Here is a 20990-nt window from a genome sequence, read left to right on the forward strand (position 1 = left end):
GTGCCACATGGAGGTCGCCGTGCTGAACTATCCCGAGGAGATGCTGGTCACCCGGCGCATCCCCCTGACCGACCTCGAGCGCAGCCTGCCGCTGGCCAAGTACTGGGACCTCCCGTTGCACCGGGTCGCCCCCCTGCAGCGCCAGCTGATCGAGGCCGGTCCGATGGACCCGGCCAAGGCCACCCTGCCGGAGAACTTCACCGACCTGCTGCGTCCGGTCGGCTACGAAGAGGTCGAGTACGGCTACTGCATGCGTGAGGACGGGACCGGCTACCTCGCCGTCTACACCACCTACCCCGGCTGCACGCCCGCGATGCTGGGCTGGTACTTCCGCTGGATCAACATCCGCTCGAAGAGCACGCCCGAGGGCATCGGCAACCTGCGCTACAAGATCTGGAACCGGGCCGACCACTGGGACCACGGCTTCATCAACGGCGTCGACAAGAGCGGCGGCATCTACACCGTCGAATCCCTCGACCTGGGTGAGGGTGAGGAGAAGTTCTGGTCGGTGCGGCACGAGCTGAACCCCCGCGACTTCGGGCTCACCGCCGAGCGGGAGCAGGAACTCAAGGACGCCGGCTGCTTCGTCGACTGCTGTACCGAGTCGTTCCACCCGGTCTCCGACCCGTCGATCACGCTGCCCGGCACCCACCTGTTCATGACCCTGTCCCGGATCAACGCCTGGGGTGTGCTCGAGAAGTGCAGCCGCGAGTGGATCGGCTACGGGGTCGTGGACGGGAAGATCGTGCGCGACGAGAGCACGCCGGACTGGATGCTCAGCGAGACCTACCTGAAGAAGGTCATCACCCATTCGACGACGGAGGCGCAGCAGCTCAGCAAGTTCCTGCCCGCGCTGTACGCGGAATACTCCGGCCAGCCCGACGACGCCGACTGAGGCGATACTGACTCCCGGCTCGTGAACCTGGAAGGACCCGGCCTGATGGTCGTCATCGCAACACTGCTCGCCGCGGTGTGCTTCGCCGCCTTCCATGTCCCCGTCCCGCAGCGGCGGGGCGGACGCTGGGCGCTCGTCCGCCTCGAAGGTCCGGTCACCCGCCTGCTCGGGGTGGGGTACCACCTGCTGCTGCTCCCCGCCGTGGCCGCGCTGCCAGCCCCCGCGTGGGCCACGGCCGCCGGCTTCGCCTGGATGCTGCTCGACGTGGTGCTGGACGGCGCCGAGCTCGCCGGCAGCACCATCGATGCCCGACCGCTGCGGGACGGGGTGCACCTGCTCGCCTGCGTGTGGCTGGTGTGCGCCGGCTGGACGGCCGGCCCCGTCCCCGGCGTGATCGGCACCGCCCTCGCGCTGGCCTTCCTGGCCAGGTTCGGCCTCGACGCCACCCGCCGACCCGTCCCGCCGCGGCTCCTCACCGTGAATGCCCTGCTGAACGTCGCCTGGATGCTCGCGATCGCCGCCGTGCTCGGCTGACCCCGGCCCGCGCGAAGCCTGCGAGACGCCTGCGCGCGCCCTGTCGCTCCTGACGTTAGCGAATTGTTACGTAGTCACCCTTGACGAAGTATGTCGGTCCGGTGAACTATCCATGTACCAAAACGATTGCAGCACACGGCGCTGCAACACCTCCTGCGCAGCGAAGCGCTGGCAGGCGACGACTCTCACAGACGAGGAGCCGCAGATCATGTCCCGACAGACCCTCACGCGACTGGGCATCACGACCGTCGCACTCTCCACCCTCCTGCTGGCCGCGTGTTCGAGCGCGGGCGAGGCCACGACAGGGGCCGCGGGGAGCGCCTCGGCGTCGGCACCGACCGGTGTCACGCTCACGCTCTGGCACCAGTCCGCCGACACGGACGCAACCCTGAACCTGTACAAGGCCTACGAGGCGGCGTCCGGCAACAAGATCGACCTGGTCGACCTGCCCTCCGACACCTACACGACGGCCGTCCAGACCAAGTGGGCGACGGGGGACCGTCCTGACATCATGGAGTACGCGCCGACCCCGCAGGACATGCGCCAGCTGAACATGAGCGAGAACATGCTGCCGCTCACCGACATGGACTTCGTGAAGAACCGCACCTCCACGGCCGGTGACCTGGACGGCGTCACCTACGCCGCGGTGCTCGGGCCGTTCTCCTCGTTCACGATGTTCTACAACAAGGACGTCCTCAAGGCCGCCGGCGTGGACGTGCCGACGAACTACACCGACCTGATGACCGACTGCCAGGCCGTCACCAAGACCGGTGCAGCGATGGTCGAGATAGGCGGCGGGTCGGAGTTCCCCGTGAACATGTTCGCCGGCTTCGCCTACATGGCCGACTTCAACGCCAAGGACGAGTTCGGCCTCGGCGTCGCCGCCGGTACCACCAAGGTCAACGACCCGAGCGGCCCGATCGTCGCCGGCCTGACCACGATGGACAACCTGGTCAAGGCGGGCTGCGTGAACAAGGACGCGGCCACGGCGACCTTCCAGGAGTCGATCAAGGCCGTCTACAACGGCAAGGCCGCGCTCACCGTGCTGCCGTCGGACTTCATCTCGCTGTTCTACTCCGAGGGCAAGGACGACACTGCGGCCGTGGACGCCAAGGTCGGCCTCGGCGCGATCTCGGCGAAGGCCGCCACCGCCTCGTGGTCGGGCAGCCCGATCGGCAGCTACTTCCTGCCCAAGACCGGTGACGACACCAAGGAAGCCGCAGCCAAGGACTTCATCAACTGGATCACGAGCAAGGGCTACCAGGCCTACGTGAACGACGCCAAGTCCGCGCCGACCCTGAACACGGCCACCGCGCCCCAGCTGGAGGGCATGTACGCCGCGCTGGCGAAGATCCTCCAGGACCCGACCACCACGCCCGCCTTCAACCAGTCGATCCCCGGCTTCGGCAACTTCGGCACCATCTCGGTGAGCGTCCTGACCGGTCAGGCGACCCCGCAGAAGGCCGCGGACTCCTGGCAGACCTACGTCGACCAGGCGATCCAGGCGCAGAAGTAGCGAACGGCGCACGGAGCCACCGTCATCATGTCTGCAACGGGTGCTGGTACCCCCTCGCCGAATACCGCTGCGGCGCGCGGCGGGCTCTCAGAGGAGAGCTCGCCGCGTGGGCGGCAGCGCCGGGCGTACCGGCTGTGGTTCGCCCTGCCGGCGATGCTGCTGGTGCTGCTCTTCTTCCTCGTCCCCTTCGTGGCCAACGCGATCCTCGCCTTCACCAAGTGGACGGGCTTCAGCAGCCAGATCCGGTTCAACGGCCTGGACAACTTCCAGTCCCTGATCTCGCTGGGGATTCTCGGCCACGCGACCCTGGTCACGATCGGGTTCGCCGTGACGACGATGGTCGTTCAGAACGTGGTCGGCCTGGCGCTGGCGAAGGCACTCCAGGAGACGAACCGCACCAACTCGGTGTTCCGGACGATCTACTTCATCCCGGTGCTGATGTCACCGCTGGCGGCCGGCTACATCTGGTCGGCCATGCTCGCCCCCGAGGGTCCCGTCAACGCCTTCATCGGCCTGTTCGTCCCCGGATTCGACTACTCGTGGCTGGGCTCGCCGAGCACGGCGCTGGTGACGGTGGGCTTCATCGACGGCTGGAAGTGGGTCGGGCTGGTGACCCTGGTCTACATCGCCGGGCTGAACAGCATCCCGCGGCAGCTGAGTGAGGCGGCGGTCCTCGATGGCGCGGGCGCCTGGCGGCGCTTCCGGCTGGTCGAGATGCCGCTGCTGGCCCCGTCCTTCACCTTCAACATCGTGATCACGCTGGTCGGCTCGTTCAGCGCGCTGGATGTGATCTTCGCCACCACCAAGGGCGGCCCGGGGGACGCCACGTCCGTCCTCAACGTGGCGGTCTACCGCCAGTACGGGCAGGGCCTGTTCGGCACGTCGAGCGCGCTCAGCTTCATGATCGCGATCCTCGTCATCATCGTCGCGATCCCCCTGATCCGCGCCCTCCGCAAGCAGGAGCTCGAGGCATGATCACCAACACGGGCACCTGGGTCACGTCCAGGGGCACGCTCTGGCGCCGGCTCCGCTACCTCGTCCTCTCGATCGTCGCGATCCCGTGGGTGGTCCTGCCGTTCTGGATCCTGCTGGTCAACTCGTGGAAGACGGACGCAGAGGCCGCCACCCCGACCATCGCCCTGCCCACCCAGTGGGCGCTGTGGGAGAACCTCCAGATCGTGATCGACCAGGGCCGCTACTTCACCGGCCTGCGCAACAGCCTGATCGTCGCCGTCCCGGTGGTGCTCGGCGTGCTGCTGCTCGGGTCGATGTCGGCCTGGACCTACGCCCGCACGAAGTCGCGAACGCTGCTGACCGCCTACTACCTGACCGCGCTGTCCATCATCCTGCCGCCGGCGGTGGTGCCCACGGTGGTGCTGCTCACCAAGGCCGGGCTTACCGGCTCGACCGCGGGGTACATCCTGGCGCTGCTCGGCACCCGGATCGGGGTCATCGTGTTCCTGACCACGGGCTACATCCGCGGCCTCTCGCCCGATTACGAGGCGGCGGCCCAGGTCGACGGCGCGAACCGCTGGCAGACCTACTGGCACGTCATCCTCCCGCTGCTGCGTCCCGTGCTCTTCTCCGCGGCGGTGATGACCGTGATCAACGTCTGGAACGACTTCTTCTTCGCCCTCTACATGATCAAGGGGACGGGGAACGCGACCCTGCCGCTGACGCTGTACAACTTCGCGAACGTCGGTCAGTACGGCCTGCGCTGGAACCTGGTCTTCATGCACGTGATCCTGACCAGCCTGCCGCTCGTGATCGCCTACGTTGTGCTCCAGCGCCGGGTGATGTCCGGGCTGACCGAGGGAGGCCTGACCGGATGAGCGACCAGCAGGGGAACCTCCCAGCGGAGGACGAGGTCAGGGAGCCGGTTCCCGGGCCGGCCAGCGCGCCGGTCGAGCAGCTGGCGCACCTCGTGCCGGCCCTGTGGCGGACCATGAAGCGCGCCAGCCGTGCCGCAGAGCTCGAGCTGCCCGGCAACGAGTCGCAGGTGACGATCCTGCGCCTGGTCGTCCGCTTCGACGGCCTCACCACCGCGCAGCTCGCGGACTCGCTCAGCGTCGCCCGCTCGACGGTGAGCAACCTGCTCAAGGGCCTCGTCCACTCAGGACTGGTGCAGCGTCTGGTGGCACCCGACGACGCGCGCCGGGTGACGATCGTCCCCACAGAGAAGGGGCGCAGGGTCCTGGAGGAGTTCCGGCATGACCGGACGGCCGTGCTGGCCGCGGCGCTCGAGGGCGGCCCCGACCAGCCCGCGATGGACGCGGCCCGCCTCGCCGGAGAGCTCCGCCAGCTGCTGCGCCGGCTCGAGGGGCTGGTCCAGGAGCCCCGCGACGACGGCGGGCACGACGAAGGCGACGGGCACCGGGACGCCGACGACCCGGACGAGGAGAGGACGATCGCGTGACCCGGAACCAGCCCTTCCCGTCCCCCCTGAGCGCGGGCGCAGCACGGGTCGACATCACGCCGTCCGACCTCGGCGGCCTGAATGCCTTCGGCCCGGACTTCCTGGGCGTGCACGACCGGCTGCACGCGCGGGCGCTCGTACTGGACGTGGGCGGCGACGTCGCGGCCCTGGTGTCGCTGGACCTGGTCGAGGTCGGCGACACCAGCGAGGTGCGTGCGCGCGTCGAGCGCGAACTGGGCATCCCCGCGGACCGGGTGCTGCTCGCCCCGTCCCACGACCACAACGCCCCCCGGATCGGACTGGTGCCGCCCGGAGGAAAGGCGCGGATCCCCACCCCGGAGTCGCTGGCCTACACCCGGACGGTGTATGAGGCGATCGTCGAGGTCATCGGGCGGGCCCGGGCGGCCGTCCGTCCGGTGACGATGGCGATCGGTGCCGAGGCGGTGGACGTGAACGTCTGCCGCGAGGCGTGGGTGGACGGCCGCTGGACGCTCGGTTACGAGCCCGACGGCGCGTCCGACAAGAACCTGACCACGGTCTCCTTCACCGCAGAGGACGGGACGGTGGTGGCCGTCGTCCTGAACTACGCCGTGCACTCGACGGTGATGCTGGGCGTGCGCCAGGTCAGCGGGGACCTCGCCGGCGCCGCTGCCGCGCACGTGGAGGCCGAGCTGGGCCCGGACACGGTTGCGTTGTGGACCGCCGGTGCTCTCGGCGACCAGGCGCCCAAGGTGCAGCTCGGCACACCGACCGACGACGCCGCGCACGACGAGGCGTTCGCTGTAGCGGCGATGCAGGCGCAGGGCTTCCTGCTCGGCGCGACGGCGGTGCGGCTGGTCCGGCACGCCGCCCGTCCCGTGCCCGTGCGGAGCCTGGCCGGCTCGCTCCGGGTGATCCCGTGCCCGGCCCGCCGCCTCGAGGTCCCCCCGGGCATGGAGCAGGCCGACGTCGAGACCGTCGACCTGACCCTGACCTGCTTGGTCGTGGGACCGGTAGCGCTGGCCGGGGTGTCCGGAGAGATCACCGTGCCCGTCGCACGGGCGCTCGCGACCGCGTCCCCGCTCGCCACCACGCTGGTGGTGACCAACGCGAACGCCCGGATCGGCTACCTGCCCACGGACGAGTCGTACCTGCGGCGCACCCAGGCGGCCGACGGCTGCCCGATCGTTCAGGGCCACGCCGCGTCCACGATCGTCGACGGGCTGGCCGGCATGATCGAGGCTGCCTTGTCATGACCGGTTTCCGAGCCGGTGCCGGTCGTGCGGAGATCCGGTACCCCGACGACGTCTGGCCCCTGGACGGCTTCTCCGGCACGCACGACCCGCTGTTCGTGCGGGTGGTCGTCCTCGACGGGACGCAGCAGCTGGTCTGGGCGGTGCTCGACCAGACATCGCTCGCTCCCGAGCCGCTGGCGCGCGTGCGGGACGTGATCGCCGAGATCGCCGGCGTCGCTGACCGCCAGGTCGTGGTGTCGGTCACCCACACGTTCTCCGCGCCGCACCTCGCCGATCCGGCCACGCTTGACGACCCCGGTCTGGCCGAGCGGATGAGGGTCGCGCGGCTCGCCGTGTTCGCCGCGGTCGCCGACGCCACGCACGACGCGGTGCGGACGCTGCGTCCGGCCACGCTCGGGGTGGGGTGTGGCGGCTCGGACGTGAACGTGAACCGCGACGTCGAGACGTCAGCCGGCTGGACGCTCGGCCTGTCCGCGGACGGCTACTCCGACCCGACGCTGGTCGTCGTGCGCCTCGATGACGCCGACGCCCGCCCGATCGCGGTGCTCGTCAACCATGCCGTGCAGCCCTCGGCGACGAACGTGCCGGGGGACGCGGCCCGTCCGGCCAGCGCCGACCTCGCCGGGGTCGCCGTGCGGCGGATCGAGGCGGAGACCGGGGCCGTGGCCTGCTTCCTGATCGGCGCGGCCGGCGACCAGGCGCCGAACCCCGCCGCAGCGGGAGTGGGCCTCACCGACTCCGCGCCGGACGAAGGCGGGTTCCTGCTCGCGGAGCGGCTCGGCGATCGGCTGGGGGAGGCGGCGCTGGCCGCCTGGCGCGCGACCGCGTCCGCGCCGTGCGCGCCGGACCTCCGCGTCCACGAGGGGCTGGTTCGGGTGGGCGGGCAGCGGGCCACGCCTCGACAGGACATCCGGCCGACCCGCGTCCACGCCTACCGGCCGGAGCCGCCGCGCGACCTGCCGTACTGGGTGCTCGGCCTGGGCGAGGTGGCCGTTGTCGGCGTGCAGGTGGAGCTGTCCGCCGCCACGGGACGCCGGCTCAGGGAGGGCTCGCCCTTCCCGCACACCGTCGTCGCCACGATGGTCAACGGCGCGGCGAAGTACCTGCCCGACGCCGGGGCCTTCGACCGCTTCACCTACGAGGCGCAGTCCTCCCACTACGCGCGCGGCGCGGCGGAGGCGCTGACCCGGCGCATCGGCGTCCACCTGCACGAACTCCACGCCGCCGCCCGGCCCGACCCCCACCAAGGAGACTCGACATGACCACCACCACGCCCCACCTCGGCCTGGAGACCGAGCTGTTCTCGATCGTGCGGCGCGAGCGGCTGGCCCGCGACCTCGGCGACTGGGACGGGATGGAGCGGCTGTACTGGTCCGGTGCGTCGGTGCGGGTGACCTGGTTCGCCGGCACCAGCGACGAGTTCATCGCGATGTCGCGAGAGCGCGCCAAGGGTGGCAGCGGGATGCACACGATCAGCCCGACCCGGTGCGCGGTGGTGGGGGATCGGGCGTGGGTGGAGAGCCCGGGCCAGATCCTGATCCGTCCGCGGCTGCACGGGGTCGAGTGTGACCTGACCGCCTGGTGCCGGTTCCTGTGCCTGCTGGAGCGTCGGGCTGGCGAATGGCGGCTGACAAGCTTCGACAGCATCTACATCAAGGACCGGATCGATCCGGTCGACCGGGCGGCTGTCCTCGACCTGGACCGCGCCCGGTTGGCCGCCGGCCGCGCCTCGTACCGCCACCTGACGTACCTCAACCGTGAGGTGGGCTACACGGTGTCGGACGACCTCCCGGGGGTCGACCGGCCCGACCTCGTCGAGGCCTGCTACGCCGACGCCGACGCGTGGGTGGCTGCCGGGTAGGGGAGCCGGCCGGTGCCGGCGCAAGAAGCTTTCTCCGCGGCCGGAAATAGTCGGAGGATGTACCGGACGGTGCATTCTGTGCCGCGAATGTTCGTGGCCGGATTTTCCGACCGGCGGGATTTGTGGTATTCAGGAGTGGTCCGGGATTCTTCCCCGACTGCTGACCAGTGCCGACCTGCGGGCCGGCGGCCCGCACCGAATTTCCCACCCTGGACGACCGTCGCGTCCGCCCAGCTGCGCCAAGGAGGCCACCCGTCATGTCCGTCACACCGCCGTCGACCGGCGTCATCGTCCAGGCTCCCGTCGCGGGCCGCGTCCTTCCGCTCGCCGAGGTGAGCGATCCGGTGTTCGCTGGTGGCGTCCTGGGCCAGGGAGTGGCTGTCGAACCATCCGGGGGCGTGCTGGTCGCGCCCGTGTCCGGAACCGTCGTGACGGCCTTCCCGACGGGCCATGCCTTCGGCCTGAAGGCGCACGACGGCGCAGAAGTGCTTGTGCATGTGGGAATCGACACCGTCGAGCTGGAAGGTGCAGGGTTCTCGCGGCTGGTCGAGCAGGGTGCTGTCGTCGACGCGGGAGCCACTCTCGGCACCGTCGATCTCGACGCCGTCCGCGCCGCCGGCTACGAGGCGACCACCATCGTCGTGGTGCTGAACTCCCCGGACTACGCCAGCATCACCACCGTCGCGACCGGCGACGTGGCCGCCGGCGACGCCCTCCTCGTCCTCGCGCGCTGAGGACCCTGCGGGATCTATTCCGTCCTGGAATAGATCCCGCAGCGATTGGAATCGACCTGCGCGGCACCGGCTCCTAGGGTTGTTGACATCCGACGACAAGGTTGAGCAATGGTGATCGACGCGAATCTCTACTGGTTCCCCGAAGAAATGTTCGAGGACCAGTCCCTCCTGGATTCATTCTTCGAGAATGCGCAGCAGCGCTGTGGAATGACCGGAGTTCTGCGCGTCGACCCCGAGACCGGGATCAGGGAGATCTCGCTGGAGAACCCGCCCGGACAGGCGAACCTCAACTACCGCCAGGGCGACTACCGCGTGGAACGCCAGCTGGCCGACCTCGACGCCGCCGGCGTCGACCACGCCGTGCTGAAGATCCCGGGCGCCCAGGAGTGGCTGCCGCTGGACCTGTGCCGCCGGTTCAACGACGGGATGGCGCAGGCGTCCCGGCTCAGCGGTGGGCGGCTGGTCCCACTGGCCTGCGTGCCGCCGTCGGGCGATCCCGACTGTCTGGCCGAACTGCGCCGCTGCGTCGACGACCTCGGTTTCACCGGTGTGCAGCTGAGCGCCCACTACGGCAGCGACTACCTGGACGCGCCGCGGTTCACCCCCTTCCTCGCCGAGGTCGAGCGGCTCGGGCTGACCGCCTACGTCCACCACACGCCGATCCCCGTCGACCACGCCAGCCTGGTCGACTTCACCAACCTCCGCCGCTCCTACGGGCGGTGCGCCGACCAGACGACGGCCATCGGACGGGAGCTGTTCGGCGGCCTGTTCGACCGGCACCCCGGCCTGACCCTCGTGCACTCGATGCTGGGCGGCGGCTTCTTCGCGCTGGCCAACCTGCTGTTCCCGGCGCCGGCGGCCAACGACTCCCACGGGCGCTTCGAGAGCGCCTCCGCCGTGCGTCGGCAGTTCACCGAGCACGTGTACTTCGAGATGTCCCACGCCGAGCCGTGGGGTGCCGCCCAGCTGGAGTGCGCGGTGCGCGTGTTCGGCGCCGACCACGTCGTGTTCGGCACCTCCTACCCGGTCAATCCGCGCTGGCTGGCGGGCGGGCCCGACTTCATCCGCTCGCTGGCGCTGTCCGAGGCCGACAAGAACCTGATCCTCGGCGGCAACGCCGCCCGGCTGTACCGGCTGCCGGTCGCCGACGTCCGCGCCGCGTCCGGTCCGGTCGAGGCGGCCTGACCATGACCACCCTGCGCGCGGGGGCCGGAGCGGCCCCGATCGAGTTCCCCGACGGGATCTTCTCCATCGACGGGTTCGTCGGCGTCCACGACCCGATCCACGTCCGGGCCGCGGTGTTCGAGGGGCCTGACGGCCTGCGGCACGTGATCTGCTCTCTCGAGCTGCCGTCGCTGCGCGACGACGCGCTCGACCGGCTGCGGGACCGGATCTGCCGGGTCGCCGGGGTCGCGGGGACGGACGTCTGGATCAGCGTCACCCACACCCTCAGCGCTCCCCACACCCGCTCCGCGCAGGCCCTCGCCGACCCGGACGTGGCCCGGCGCAACGACCTGTTCTGCGCGGCTCTCGACGCCGCCTGCGCCCGCGCGGTCGCGCAGGCTGTCGAGACGCTCCGCGACGCCCTGGTCGGTGCCGCCACCACGAGCGAGCCGCTGAACGTCAACCGCGACATCGACGGCCCGGGCGGCTGGACGACCGGCGCCAACCCCGACCGGTTCTCCGACCACACCCTCGGCGTGATCCGCGTCGACGCCCTCGACGGCGCCCCGATCGTGCTGCTGTACAACTTCGACGTCCGTTCCTCCCTCACCGAGGCCGCCGGGGACGCGCTGGTGAGCGCGGACGGCACGGGCGCGGCGTCCCGCGCACTGGAGGACGCGCTCGGCGGCGTGGCGATCTTCCTGCCCGGTGCAATGGGCGACCAGGCGCCGGACCTCTCCGGCCTTCCGGACGCGAGCGGTGCCGCGTATGCCGCATCCACGGCCTGGGGAGCAGCCCTCGCGGACGCCGTGCTGGCCACGGCCCGCGTGGCCGACCTGACCGTCTGCGGGCTGCACGCGGCGCGCGCATCGTTCCGTTACCCCGGCGTGGACGGCGAGCGGACGCTCGACCTCGACCTTCTGGTGCTCGGGGGTGCGGCGCTGGTCGCGCTGCGTCCCGAACTCACCAGCGGAATCGGCAGCCGCGTCCGGCTCGGCTCGCCGTGGCCGGTCACGTTCGTCTGCACCATGGTCAACGGCGGGGCGAAGTACCTCGCCGACGACGAGGCCCACGCACTCGGCACGTGGGCGGCCACCCACTCGGCGTTCGGGCCGGGCGCGGCGGACGCCGTCGTGGACGCGTCGCTCGACCTGCTCACCGCCCAGACCCTGAGGAGCGCATCATGAAGGTCGGCAGCGCCCGGTTCGACATGACACCCAGCGGCGAGTTCCACCTCGGCGGCTACCGCGCCGAGAGCCGACTCGCACCGGCCGCGGAGGTGCACGACCACATCTTCGGCAACGCCCTCCTGTTCGAGCAGGACGGGGAGCGGGCCTTCCTGCTCTCCCTGGACCTGGTCGAGGTCGAGCTGTCGATGGCCGAGGAGGTCAAGACGCTCCTGGCCGGGCAGTTCGGCATCGACCGCGACCTCGTGCTGATCGCGGCCACCCACGACCACTCCTCGATCGCCGAGTACCACCGTGCGTGGTGGACGCGGTGCTTCGACCCGGCCTACTACGACCAGCTCATCGGCTGGATCGTGGACAGCTACGTGACCTGCCTGGCCGAGTTGCAGGACGTCACCGCCCGCTACGGGCGCGAGACCGTCCTCGGCTACTACGGCAATCGCAATCACCCGGGCGAGCCCGCCGACAACGAGGTGATCGTGGTCGAGTTCGTGGACGCCGACTCCACGCCGGTGGCGGGCATCGTCAACTGGGCGGTGCACTCCACCGTTCTGCCGGCCGACAACGACCAGCTCACCGGAGACCTCGCCGGTGCGGTCGCCGCGAAGCTGGCGGAGCCGTTCGGGTTCCACCCGCTGGTCCTCAACGGGGCCGGCGGCGACAGCAGCAACCGCCACCAGCGCCAGGGCCAGGACTTCGCCGAGCTCGAACGGGTCTCCTCCGGGCTCGCCGAGCGGATCGCGTCCATTCGGCTCGACCGGTCGGTCGAGCTGGGGCCGATCCGGTGCCAGACGCTGTTCCACACCGTCCACAACGACGACTTCCACCTCGACGCGCTGGGTTGGGTGGTCGACCTGGGCGAGCTCCGCCTCTTCGTCTTCCCCGGCGAGCTGGGCTCGGCCTTCGGGCCCCAGCTCAAGCAGACCCACCCCGAGCTCGCGCTCGTGGCCGGCTACACCAACGGCTACTACGCCTACTGGATGCCGGCGAGCGAGTACGGGCTGTCGTTCGAGACCACCACGAGCCGCGTCCCGAAGGGAGAGCCAGAACGCTTGGTCGCCAAGTTCATCCAGACCGCGTCCCGCCTGGACGAGTAACCCGCGAGAACCCCATCCCCACCCCAAGAACCGAAGGCGTCCAGAGCCGGACGCCGAACACCCGAGGAGAAGAACAATGAAGTACGAAGCCCTGGTCAGAAAGATCATGACCAGTATCGGTGGTACCCAGAACGTGAACGACCTGACCACGTGTGTGACGCGGTTGCGGTTCCGGTTGAAGGACGAGAGCGTCGCGGACACGGCGGCGATCAAGGCCACGCAGGGTGTGTTGGACGTGATCCAGCGTGGCGGCCAGTACCAGGTCGTGATCGGCCCACATGTGGAGGACGTGTACAACGAACTGGTGGAGCTGTACCCGCTGGGCGGGGCTGACGCCGCGGTGGCCACCGCGGCGCCGGTGGAGGAGAAGAAGGGGCCGGTCGCGCAGTTCCTGGCGATGGTGTCGGCGATCTTCCAGCCGGTGATGGGTCTGCTGATCGCCGGCGGCATGATCAAGGCGATCCTGGTGATCTGCGCGATGTGGCTGGGGATGTCGAAGACGAGTGGCGCGTACACGATCCTGTCGGCGATCGGTGATGCGGTGTTCTACTTCTTCCCGGTGGTGCTGGGCTGGTCGGCGGCGCGGCACTTCAAGCTGAAGGAGGTCATGGGCATCGCGCTGGGTGCGATCCTGGTCTACCCGACGCTGGTGGCGTTGACGTCGGCGGATCCGTTGTACACGATCTTCACCGGCACGATCTTCGAGCAGAAGATCTACACCGACTTCTTCGGGATCCCGGTGATCATGCAGTCCTACTCCACGACGGTGATCCCGATCCTGGTGATCGTGTGGTTCGCCGCGAAGCTGGACAAGTGGCTGAACACGGTGATTCCTGCGGTGGTGAAGTCGTTGTTCGTGCCGCTGCTGACGCTGGTGATCACCGCGCCGCTGGCGCTGCTGGTCATCGGCCCGGTCGCGGTCGTGCTGCAGGACCTGCTGGGTCAGCTGGTGGGTGGTCTGGTGGCCTTGAACCCGGGGATCGCCGGGCTGGTGCTGGGCACGTTCTGGTCGCTGCTGGTGGTGTTCGGCCTGCACTGGGGCGTCATCCCGCTGTTCGCCGTCAATATCGCCAACTACGGCTACGACGTCATCAACCCGCTGATCTTCGCCGGTGCGCTCGCGTCCCTCGGTGCGGCTGTGGGTGTGATCATCCGGACGCGGAACGTGGAGCAGCGCAGCCTGGACATCACCGCGGCGATCTCGACGTTCTTCGGGGTGAACGAGCCGACCCTGTACGGCATCCTGATCCCGCGGCAGAAGCTGATGTGGGCGACCTTCCTTTCGGCGGGTGTGGGCGGCATGATCGCCGGCTTCTCCGGCGCCAAGCTCTACAACTTCACCGCCGGCGGCCCGCTGGGTGCCCCGGGCTTCATCAACCCGGCCGGCATCGACGGCGGGTTCATCGGGATGATCCTCGGTTCGCTGGTCGCGTTCGGTCTCGCCATGGCCGCGGCGCTCATCCTCGGCCCGAAGAAGGACGCGGACGGTGGCGAGGGCCTCAAGCTCTCGCTGAAGAACAAGAAGGACGCGATCGCGAAGGCCTGATCGCACAACCGCCCGCCACCGAGAGGCGGGTGAACAGGCGGACCCGGTGGGACGACATCCCCCGGGTCCGCCCGTAGTGCATGGGAGACAGCCATGAGGAGAGCGATGACCGGGACACCCACCCACCACTTCATCCAGCCGGCTCCGTGCGAACCGGGCGACTTTCCGGAGTCGCTGCGAGAGACGGAAGGCATGGTGGTGCTCGACGTAGCTGCGGCCGCAGTGCTGCCGGAGGCGGTGCTCTCGGTGCCGTTCGCGGAGAAGCAGGGCACAACGCTCCACCTGCACCTGCTCCTTCCACCTGCCGCGCGCGAGGGCGCCGCATGGACCTTCCCGCTCGTGGTGTACGTGCAGGGCTCGGCCTGGCGCACCCAGAACCTCGGCCAGAACCTCCCTGCTCTGGCCCGGGTGGCGGCGTGGGGTTACGTGGTCGCGATCGTCGAGTACAGGCCGTCCGACGTCGCCCCATTCCCCGCCCAGGTGCGCGACGTGCGCACGGCGCTCGCCTTCCTGTACGAGCACGCCGCCGAGTTCCGGATCGAGCGGGACGCGTGCGTGCTGTGGGGCGACTCCTCCGGCGGCCACACGGCGATGCTCACCGCGCTCACCGTCGGAGACCCGGGGTACGCCGACGAACCGGCCGACGCCCCGGCGCCGGTGGTCAGGGGAGTCGTTGACTTCTTCGGGCCGACGGACATCTCCCGCATGAACGAGGAACCGTCGACCCAGGACCACCGCGCCCCGGACAGCCCCGAAGGGAGGCTGATCGGCGGCCACGACGTCCTGAGCCGACCGGACCTGGTGGCTCCCACGATCGTCATGAACCACATCGACATGCGGCCCCTGCCGCCGTTCCTGGTCTTCCATGGTGGGCGGGACCGGTTCGTCCCCTTCGGCCAGTCCGTCCTGCTCGCCCGGGCACTGAGGGACGCGGGCCACGAGGTCAGCTTCTACAAGCTCGCCGGAGCCGACCACGGCGGCCCCGAGTTCTGGTCGCCGCCGGTGCTGTCAATCGTCCGGTCGTTCCTGGGCGCCCGGCTGAACGGGGCCGGGACCTGACCGACGTCGACGCGGCGTCCGAGGCGGCCCGGATCGTGCCCGGAGCGCGGCCTCCGGCGTCAGGCCTCCGAGCGGGAACTGGTGATCGTCTGGTTCACGATGACCGAGTCGATGAAGTGGCGCGCTGTGGGCGAGAGCTGCTGGTCGGAGCGGTAGTAGATCTTGACGAAGGTGGTGACCGGCGGAACGACCTCGATGATCGCCACCCTGTCCCGGACCAGGCGCTTGGCCGCCTTCCGCATCAGCAGGCCGACGCCCATGCCCTGGCTGACCAGGTCGAGGATGTTCTCGGCCCGCTGGCCGGTGAACACGACCTTGGGCTCGAAACCCGCGTCCTCGCAGGCCTTCACGCTGAGTTCGTGGAGCAGCGAGCCGGGGGAGAGGAGCATGAAGTCCTCCTGCGCCAGTTCGGTCAGCCGGACGGTCTTGCGTCCGACCAGCGCGTGGGTGGCCGGCAACACCGCGGCGAGTGCGTCCTGCGCGAACGGGATCTTGGAGAAGGTCGGGTCGTCCTCGCCGTCGTCACGGATGAACGCGAGTTCGCACTCGTTCCTGCGCAGCGCGTCCTTCAGTGCCTTGGCGTCCCCCTCGATGAGGCTCACGGAGAAATCGGCGTTCTCGCGGCGGAAGGCGGCGATCGCGTCCAGAATCCCGTAGGGCGCCATCACGGGGATCGAGCCGATCGTGAGGGCATAGGCGCGCTGGCTGGTCATCGTGCGGATGCGTGTCGCGGTCTGGTACTGCAGCGCGACCACTTGCCTGGCGAACTCGAGGAACACCGCGCCGGCCTCGTTCAGCCTCACGTGGCGGGTGGACCGGTCGAACAACGGTGCACCCAGTTCGGCCTCGAGGGCCTTGATGTGCTTGGACAGCGACGACTGCGAGATGAACAGCAGGTCGGACGCCTCGAGGTAGTTCTGCACCTCGGCCAGGACGGCGAACTCCTTGATGTGCCTGATGTCCACGGGTGCATCCTAGGTCTCGTCGCTCTCTGGCCGATCCGGACGCATCAGGACCCACGGGACCCGAGGGGAAGTGGTGTCCGGGGGGACCCGCGCGAATCCCCCTCATGGCGGGGTGGGGTCGCGCCGAGGTGGGGCTGGTCAAGCCCCACCTCAGCGCGATGAGCGGGCTACCCGTTCTTCTGGCCGGTTCCCGCCGCGAGCCGCTTCAGTGCTGCAGTGGCCTCATCGTGGACCGCCTGCGCGTCCTTGCTTCCCGCTGCCTCCTTCAGGGCGAGGTTCTCGTCGGCAGCGTCCAGAGCCTGCTTGTAGTACTTCTTCGCCGTGGCCAGGTCGACAGTGGTGCCCCTGCCCTTCTCGTAGAACTCCCCGAGGGCCAGGTAGGTCTGCGGGATTCCCAGCATCGTGGCATGGACGTTCGGATCGGAGATCGCCTTCTCGTAGTACTTCAGCGCCTCCGCGTCGTTCTGTTCCACACCGTCGCTGCCCTTGTCGTAGAGGACCGCGAGCTTGTAGGCGGATGTCCCGTCGAACGTCCGACCATTGCCGTTGGCCGCGACGAGATAGGCGGCCAGGGCCGCAGCGGGATCAGGGGCGGCCTTCGTGCTGTCGTCGTGGACGTAGCCGGCCTCGTAGAGGTCGCCGGCGTAGCGAGGGCCCTTGAAGTCGGTTTCCTTGACCTGCGAGCTGTCGTAGGAGCGCAGGAAGTAGGCGAGTGCCACGTCGTCGCTGTGCGTGATGCCAGGGTAAGTGCCATCTGCCGCCTCGTAGAGCAGACCCATGCTCGTCCAGCCGTTGCCCTTGCCGAGGGTCTCGGCGCTGTACTGGTAGAGCTCGGTGGCAAGGTTGATGTCCTGGGCGCGCCCGTTGCCGTCCCGCACCAGGTCCGCGATGCTGCCGAGGCCCCGGTACAGTGGGTCCTGGAAGAAGAACGCATCGTCGTGGAAGATCGCGTAGGCCGCCTCGTAGTCCTCCTTCTGTCCGGCTGTCACGCCGGCGCGGAAGAAGTCAAAGATGGCTCCCTGGCCGTCGGGGCTGGCTGCCAGGACTTCAGCCTTGTGATCCTCCAGTCGCTTCAGCGCGGCTTCAGCGTCGGTGTTGCCGGCGGCCTGCGCCGCGGTGTAGTAGGCCTGAGCCATGCCGTACCACTGGACCTGACCGTCACCGGTCTCGTACTGCTTACCCGTCGCGTACAACTGGTCGGCACTGAGTCCGTCGGTCTCGGGGTGCAGTGCGAAGTCCTCCTGCAGGACCTCCCACGTCACTGCCGTGGCGCTGCTGGCAACCGTCGAGGGTGCGGCCGCAGCGGTACCTGCGGTTCCAGAGGCGCCGGCGGTGGCGGAGGCGCAGCCACCGAGCACCAGCCCGCCCAGCACCACTCCCGTTACTGCCATTGCGAAAGCTCTGCGTCGAACATCAGCCATGAAAATTCATCCTCTTCATCGAAGAAATTGCGAGAATGAGATCGGGGGCGCGCTAATCCGATGCAGCCGCCGTGATCCCCTTTGCCGGGCAAATCCAAGGTAGGGCTGGCCTCTGCGGACTGTCGATTCGCATTCCGGCGTCATTTATTCCATTGCGGAATAGATGCGTCACCACGAAGAGAGCGCCGCCCCAGGGCGGCCGTCGGCCTGCATCGGTGGCGCTTGTCAGCACCTCAGGATGAATCGGGCATGCACTCGCGGCTTTCGACCGGGATCCACGCGCTTCGGCGGGAGGACCTCGGGGATGCCGTCGGCTCGAAGGCGGACGCTCCACCGGTCGGCGGTGGGGTCGTGGCCGGGTTCGACGATGCCGTGGTGGTGCGGACAGAACAGGGCGAGATTCTGCAGCGCCGTCATCCCACCCGCCCACCAGGGAACGATGTGGTGGGCGTGGCAGTCGCGCGGTGGCTTGTCGCAGCCGGGGAACGCGCAGCCTCCGTCGCGTTCCTCGAGGGCGGCCCGGATGGGTGGGGTGACGAGGCGTTGGGTGCGTCCGACGTCGAGGGGTTCGGATTCTCCGCCGAGGACGATCGGGAGGATGTCGGCGTCGCACAGCCAGCGGCGCAGCACCGATGCGGGGACGGGTTCGCCGCATCCGACGACCTGCCCGGCGGGGATGCCGTGGTCGCACGCCGCCTTCGCGAGCTTGTCGTAGGACAGGGTCACCACGATGCGCGGCCGGTCGCCGCCGTGGCTGGGCGCGAGCGCGTCCTGGGTGTGCTGGGAGACCATCGCGAGCAGGGCGTCGGCCCGCCACATCCCCGGGGTGAGGTGTTCGGTGTTCGGGTCGAGCCGGTCGAGGCCGCGCCGGGCCTGGGCGGCGTAGGCGTCGATGATCCGGATGAACGGTTCCGCCTCCGCCACCGGGAGGCTGCCGCGGAACCACACCGAACCGTGCCCGTCATGGGTGAACACCAGGTGGCGGTTCCGCATCGCCAGTTGGTGCTCGCGTTCGAGCCGCTCGGCCTCCCTGGCCTCGGCACCGTCGGGGTCGAGCACCTCGACCAGCCGGCCGGTGAGCCTGCGGAGCTCGGTGGAGTTGTGGCTCTCGGCGAACCCGACCATCAGTTCCTGCGCCCGACACCGGGATTCGTCGGGCAGGTCGTCGGGCAGCAGGTCGAGGACGCCGGTGATGGCTTCGGCCTGACCGGGCAGCACGTCGCCGGCCCTGGCGGCGGCTCCGACCTGGTCGAAGCGGGCCAGGCCCTGGCCACCCGCGACGAGCCGGGCGGCCTCGCGGGGGGTCAGGTTCAGGGTGTCGGACAGCCAGGTGGTGGTGGACGTGCCGTGTTCATGCCAGGCGACCTCGCCGGCCTCCTCGGTCGCCGCGAGCCCGGCCAGCCAGGCGTGCAGCCGGCCCTCCAGCCGAGCCGCGGCCTGGACCAGCGCGAGCTGTTCGGGCTCGGACGGGAGCCGCAGCCGGTCGTCGGTCAGCGCGTCCAGGGCGGCACCGATCACGGCGACCAGTTCGCAGTCCGTGCGCTCCCCGAACCCTGCTTCCATAATCCGACGCTACAGCCCGCCTCTGACATTTCTTCCCCGAAAAGGCGGCCCAGCCGCGTGATTCAGAAGAATGCACAAGAATACGTAGTCCTGAGCGTCAGACGGGAAGACAGATCCCGGGTCAAGCCCGGGATGACAGTGGTGGCTGGGGCGTTGCAGTGTCATCCCGGGCCTGACCCGGGATCTCTACGGCACGGTCCGCAACCGGGCCGCCCAACACGCACCCATCGTTAGGTGTAGTTTTGGCACCAAATCAATAACCCGTCTGTCGTGGGAGACACCATGCATGCAGCAGGAGGGCCGGAGCTCGCCCTGGAGACCGAGCTGTTCTCGATCGTGAGGCGTGAGCGGCTCGCTCGCGACCTGGGCGACTGGGACGGGATGGAGCGGCTGTACTGGCCGGGCGCCGTGGTGCGGGTGACGTGGTTCGCGGGCACCAGCGACGAGTTCATCGCCATGTCGCGCGAGCGGGCCAAGGGTGGCAGCGGGATGCACACGATCTCCCCGACTCGGGCGTCGGTGCTCGGCGCCAGGGCGTGGGTAGAGAGCCCCGGCCAGATCCTGATCCGCCCACGGCTGGAAGGTGTCGAGTGCGACCTCACTGCGTGGTGTCGCTTCCTGTGCCGGCTCGAGCGCCGCGCCGGTGAGTGGCGACTGACGAGCTTCGACAGCATCTACGTCAAGGACCGGGTCGACCCGGTTGTGCCCAGCGCGGTGGTGGACCTCGACGCGGAGTTGCTCGGCGGAGCGCGGGCGTCCTACCGGCACCTCACCTACCTGAACCGGAAGTCCGGCTACACCGTGCCGGACGACCTGCCGGGTGTGGACCGCCCCGACCTGGTCCGGGCCGTCTACGCCGAGGCCGATGCCTGGCTCGCCGAGGGTTCTGCGCTTGGCCAACCCGCGTCATGAGCGGTACTCGGAGGCACCGCCGCTGGCTGATCGCCGGCGTCAGCGGGGGATTCGGACGCCAGCTCGCGCTGCAGGCGCTGGCCGCCGGCGACCGGGTGCTCGGCGGCGTGCGCGACCCCGCGCGTCCGCTGGACCTCGCCGGGATCAGGCCGGACGCGTTCCGTGCCGTCCGTCTCGATGTCACCGACGCCGCCGGCGTGCGCGCGTTCATGGACGCCGCGTTCGCCGAGCCGGTGGACGTGGTCGTGAGCAACGCCGGGCACGGGCTGTACGCCCCGGTCACCGACCTGACCGACGAGGCCGTCGAGGAGCTCCTCGGCACCAACCTTCGGGGCTCGATCAACGTGATCAGGGCCGCGGTGCCGCACCTCCTCGCCCAGGGTTTCGGCCGGGTCGTGCAGGTGTCCTCCCACGGCGGCCAGGTGGCGACGGCGGGGAACGCGCTGTACCACGCGACCAAGTGGGGGATCGAGGGCTTCGCCGAGGCCACGGCTGCAGAGCTCGCCGGCACGGGGGTCGGCCTCACCATCGTGGAGCCCGGGGGCGAGCGGCTCACCGGGGGACAGCTGGACCCGGCCAACCACCTGCCGGCGGCCGAACTCGCGGACGCCGCGGCCGGGACGATCGCGAGCCTCGCGCTCGATCCGGCCCCGCTGCGGCTGATGGTCGGCACGGGCGCCCGCGCGCTGGTCGGCGCCACGCTGCGGCGGCGGATCGCCGACCTCGCGCTGTAGGCGCCCGGCGTCATCGTCCCGGTTCCCGCAACGTTGGGGCCCCGAAACGGTTTGCTCGGGTTCCGGCGCGATCGGGACGATGAAGTGCCTGGCCAGAAGCCATCCACCGCGGGATGCGCCCCGGCCACTCGGTGCCTACAAGGAGGTATGG

Annotated in this window: 20 protein-coding genes; 17 read left to right on the forward strand and 3 right to left on the reverse strand. The window is 69.7% G+C overall.

Annotated features, from left to right (window positions below):
- Positions 1–19 precede the first annotated feature (19 nt).
- The 15 genes from QM779_RS01705 to QM779_RS01775 all read left to right on the forward strand — a co-directional run bounded on the left by QM779_RS01705 (position 20) and on the right by QM779_RS01775 (position 15244).
- The gene (locus QM779_RS01705; RefSeq protein WP_428530663.1) at positions 20–895 is read left to right on the forward strand and encodes a DAPG hydrolase family protein; all 876 of its coding nucleotides are present in this window, start codon (positions 20–22) and stop codon (positions 893–895) included.
- A gap of 45 nt (positions 896–940) precedes the next feature.
- A complete protein-coding gene (locus QM779_RS01710; RefSeq protein WP_428530666.1) occupies positions 941–1429 on the forward strand; it encodes a hypothetical protein in 489 nt (162 codons plus the stop codon).
- Between the two features lie 208 nt (positions 1430–1637).
- A complete protein-coding gene (locus tag QM779_RS01715; protein WP_428530669.1) occupies positions 1638–2945 on the forward strand; it encodes an ABC transporter substrate-binding protein in 1308 nt (435 codons plus the stop codon).
- 27 nt (positions 2946–2972) lie between these two features.
- Positions 2973–3920: a carbohydrate ABC transporter permease gene (locus QM779_RS01720; protein WP_428530672.1), complete on the forward strand. Its 948-nt coding sequence runs from the start codon at positions 2973–2975 to the stop codon at positions 3918–3920.
- Positions 3917–4777 (forward strand): carbohydrate ABC transporter permease, encoded by an 861-nt coding sequence (locus tag QM779_RS01725; protein WP_428530675.1) that lies wholly within the window; start codon positions 3917–3919, stop codon positions 4775–4777. The genes QM779_RS01720 and QM779_RS01725 overlap by 4 nt, the downstream gene beginning before the upstream one ends.
- Positions 4774–5361, forward strand: a complete 588-nt coding sequence (locus QM779_RS01730) for a MarR family winged helix-turn-helix transcriptional regulator (protein ID WP_428530678.1) — start codon at positions 4774–4776, stop codon at positions 5359–5361. The genes QM779_RS01725 and QM779_RS01730 overlap by 4 nt, the downstream gene beginning before the upstream one ends.
- The gene (locus tag QM779_RS01735) at positions 5358–6596 is read left to right on the forward strand and encodes a neutral/alkaline non-lysosomal ceramidase N-terminal domain-containing protein (RefSeq protein WP_428530681.1); all 1239 of its coding nucleotides are present in this window, start codon (positions 5358–5360) and stop codon (positions 6594–6596) included. Before QM779_RS01730 ends, QM779_RS01735 begins: the two co-directional genes overlap by 4 nt.
- The gene (locus tag QM779_RS01740) at positions 6593–7858 is read left to right on the forward strand and encodes a hypothetical protein (RefSeq protein WP_428530684.1); all 1266 of its coding nucleotides are present in this window, start codon (positions 6593–6595) and stop codon (positions 7856–7858) included. Before QM779_RS01735 ends, QM779_RS01740 begins: the two co-directional genes overlap by 4 nt.
- Positions 7855–8457, forward strand: coding sequence for a nuclear transport factor 2 family protein (locus tag QM779_RS01745; protein WP_428530687.1), 603 nt, complete (start codon positions 7855–7857; stop codon positions 8455–8457). Before QM779_RS01740 ends, QM779_RS01745 begins: the two co-directional genes overlap by 4 nt.
- A 257-nt stretch (positions 8458–8714) precedes the next feature.
- Positions 8715–9191, forward strand: coding sequence for a PTS sugar transporter subunit IIA (locus QM779_RS01750; RefSeq protein WP_428530690.1), 477 nt, complete (start codon positions 8715–8717; stop codon positions 9189–9191).
- A gap of 108 nt (positions 9192–9299) precedes the next feature.
- Positions 9300–10376, forward strand: coding sequence for an amidohydrolase family protein (locus QM779_RS01755; protein ID WP_428530693.1), 1077 nt, complete (start codon positions 9300–9302; stop codon positions 10374–10376).
- Positions 10377–10378: 2 nt separating this feature from the next.
- Positions 10379–11542, forward strand: a complete 1164-nt coding sequence (locus QM779_RS01760) for a hypothetical protein (RefSeq protein WP_428530696.1) — start codon at positions 10379–10381, stop codon at positions 11540–11542.
- Positions 11539–12639 carry a neutral/alkaline non-lysosomal ceramidase N-terminal domain-containing protein gene (locus QM779_RS01765; RefSeq protein WP_428530699.1) on the forward strand — a complete coding sequence of 367 codons (1101 nt, stop codon included), beginning with the start codon at positions 11539–11541 and terminating at the stop codon, positions 12637–12639. Before QM779_RS01760 ends, QM779_RS01765 begins: the two co-directional genes overlap by 4 nt.
- A gap of 76 nt (positions 12640–12715) precedes the next feature.
- Positions 12716–14185, forward strand: coding sequence for a PTS transporter subunit EIIC (locus tag QM779_RS01770; protein ID WP_428530702.1), 1470 nt, complete (start codon positions 12716–12718; stop codon positions 14183–14185).
- Between the two features lie 105 nt (positions 14186–14290).
- The gene (locus QM779_RS01775; protein ID WP_428530705.1) at positions 14291–15244 is read left to right on the forward strand and encodes an alpha/beta hydrolase fold domain-containing protein; all 954 of its coding nucleotides are present in this window, start codon (positions 14291–14293) and stop codon (positions 15242–15244) included.
- A 59-nt stretch (positions 15245–15303) separates the two neighbouring features.
- Here the strand turns inward: QM779_RS01775 and QM779_RS01780 are convergent, their stop codons facing one another.
- The 3 genes from QM779_RS01780 to QM779_RS01790 all read right to left on the reverse strand — a co-directional run bounded on the left by QM779_RS01780 (position 15304) and on the right by QM779_RS01790 (position 19193).
- Entirely contained in the window at positions 15304–16209 is a 906-nt protein-coding gene (locus QM779_RS01780; RefSeq protein WP_428530708.1) for a LysR family transcriptional regulator, read from the reverse strand.
- A gap of 167 nt (positions 16210–16376) precedes the next feature.
- A complete protein-coding gene (locus tag QM779_RS01785; protein ID WP_428530711.1) occupies positions 16377–17600 on the reverse strand; it encodes a tetratricopeptide repeat protein in 1224 nt (407 codons plus the stop codon).
- 255 nt (positions 17601–17855) lie between these two features.
- Positions 17856–19193: a DUF222 domain-containing protein gene (locus tag QM779_RS01790; protein ID WP_428530714.1), complete on the reverse strand. Its 1338-nt coding sequence runs from the start codon at positions 19191–19193 to the stop codon at positions 17856–17858.
- A 282-nt stretch (positions 19194–19475) separates the two neighbouring features.
- On the opposite strand from QM779_RS01790, the gene QM779_RS01795 reads away from it, so the two are divergent.
- Positions 19476–20105 (forward strand): nuclear transport factor 2 family protein, encoded by a 630-nt coding sequence (locus tag QM779_RS01795; RefSeq protein WP_428530717.1) that lies wholly within the window; start codon positions 19476–19478, stop codon positions 20103–20105.
- Entirely contained in the window at positions 20102–20839 is a 738-nt protein-coding gene (locus QM779_RS01800) for an SDR family NAD(P)-dependent oxidoreductase (RefSeq protein WP_428530720.1), read from the forward strand. Before QM779_RS01795 ends, QM779_RS01800 begins: the two co-directional genes overlap by 4 nt.
- Positions 20840–20990: the final 151 nt, after the last annotated feature.

Origin of the sequence: Propionicimonas sp. (genome assembly GCF_049840635.1) — a bacterium.
GTDB lineage: Bacteria > Actinomycetota > Actinomycetes > Propionibacteriales > Propionibacteriaceae > Propionicimonas.

What these genes read in the sequence shown, in the direction of transcription:
- QM779_RS01710 (WP_428530666.1), top strand. Translation starts at nt 941, where the DNA reads ATGGTCGTCATCGCAACACTGCTCGCCGCGGTGTGCTTCGCCGCCTTC.
- QM779_RS01715 (WP_428530669.1), top strand. Translation starts at nt 1,638, where the DNA reads ATGTCCCGACAGACCCTCACGCGACTGGGCATCACGACCGTCGCACTC.
- QM779_RS01720 (WP_428530672.1), top strand. Translation starts at nt 2,973, where the DNA reads ATGTCTGCAACGGGTGCTGGTACCCCCTCGCCGAATACCGCTGCGGCG.
- QM779_RS01725 (WP_428530675.1), top strand. Translation starts at nt 3,917, where the DNA reads ATGATCACCAACACGGGCACCTGGGTCACGTCCAGGGGCACGCTCTGG.
- QM779_RS01730 (WP_428530678.1), top strand. Translation starts at nt 4,774, where the DNA reads ATGAGCGACCAGCAGGGGAACCTCCCAGCGGAGGACGAGGTCAGGGAG.
- QM779_RS01740 (WP_428530684.1), top strand. Translation starts at nt 6,593, where the DNA reads ATGACCGGTTTCCGAGCCGGTGCCGGTCGTGCGGAGATCCGGTACCCC.
- QM779_RS01745 (WP_428530687.1), top strand. Translation starts at nt 7,855, where the DNA reads ATGACCACCACCACGCCCCACCTCGGCCTGGAGACCGAGCTGTTCTCG.
- QM779_RS01750 (WP_428530690.1), top strand. Translation starts at nt 8,715, where the DNA reads ATGTCCGTCACACCGCCGTCGACCGGCGTCATCGTCCAGGCTCCCGTC.
- QM779_RS01755 (WP_428530693.1), top strand. Translation starts at nt 9,300, where the DNA reads ATGGTGATCGACGCGAATCTCTACTGGTTCCCCGAAGAAATGTTCGAG.
- QM779_RS01760 (WP_428530696.1), top strand. Translation starts at nt 10,379, where the DNA reads ATGACCACCCTGCGCGCGGGGGCCGGAGCGGCCCCGATCGAGTTCCCC.
- QM779_RS01765 (WP_428530699.1), top strand. Translation starts at nt 11,539, where the DNA reads ATGAAGGTCGGCAGCGCCCGGTTCGACATGACACCCAGCGGCGAGTTC.
- QM779_RS01770 (WP_428530702.1), top strand. Translation starts at nt 12,716, where the DNA reads ATGAAGTACGAAGCCCTGGTCAGAAAGATCATGACCAGTATCGGTGGT.
- QM779_RS01775 (WP_428530705.1), top strand. Translation starts at nt 14,291, where the DNA reads ATGACCGGGACACCCACCCACCACTTCATCCAGCCGGCTCCGTGCGAA.
- QM779_RS01785 (WP_428530711.1), bottom strand. Translation starts at nt 17,600, where the DNA reads ATGGCAGTAACGGGAGTGGTGCTGGGCGGGCTGGTGCTCGGTGGCTGC.
- QM779_RS01790 (WP_428530714.1), bottom strand. Translation starts at nt 19,193, where the DNA reads ATGGAAGCAGGGTTCGGGGAGCGCACGGACTGCGAACTGGTCGCCGTG.
- QM779_RS01795 (WP_428530717.1), top strand. Translation starts at nt 19,476, where the DNA reads ATGCATGCAGCAGGAGGGCCGGAGCTCGCCCTGGAGACCGAGCTGTTC.
- QM779_RS01800 (WP_428530720.1), top strand. Translation starts at nt 20,102, where the DNA reads ATGAGCGGTACTCGGAGGCACCGCCGCTGGCTGATCGCCGGCGTCAGC.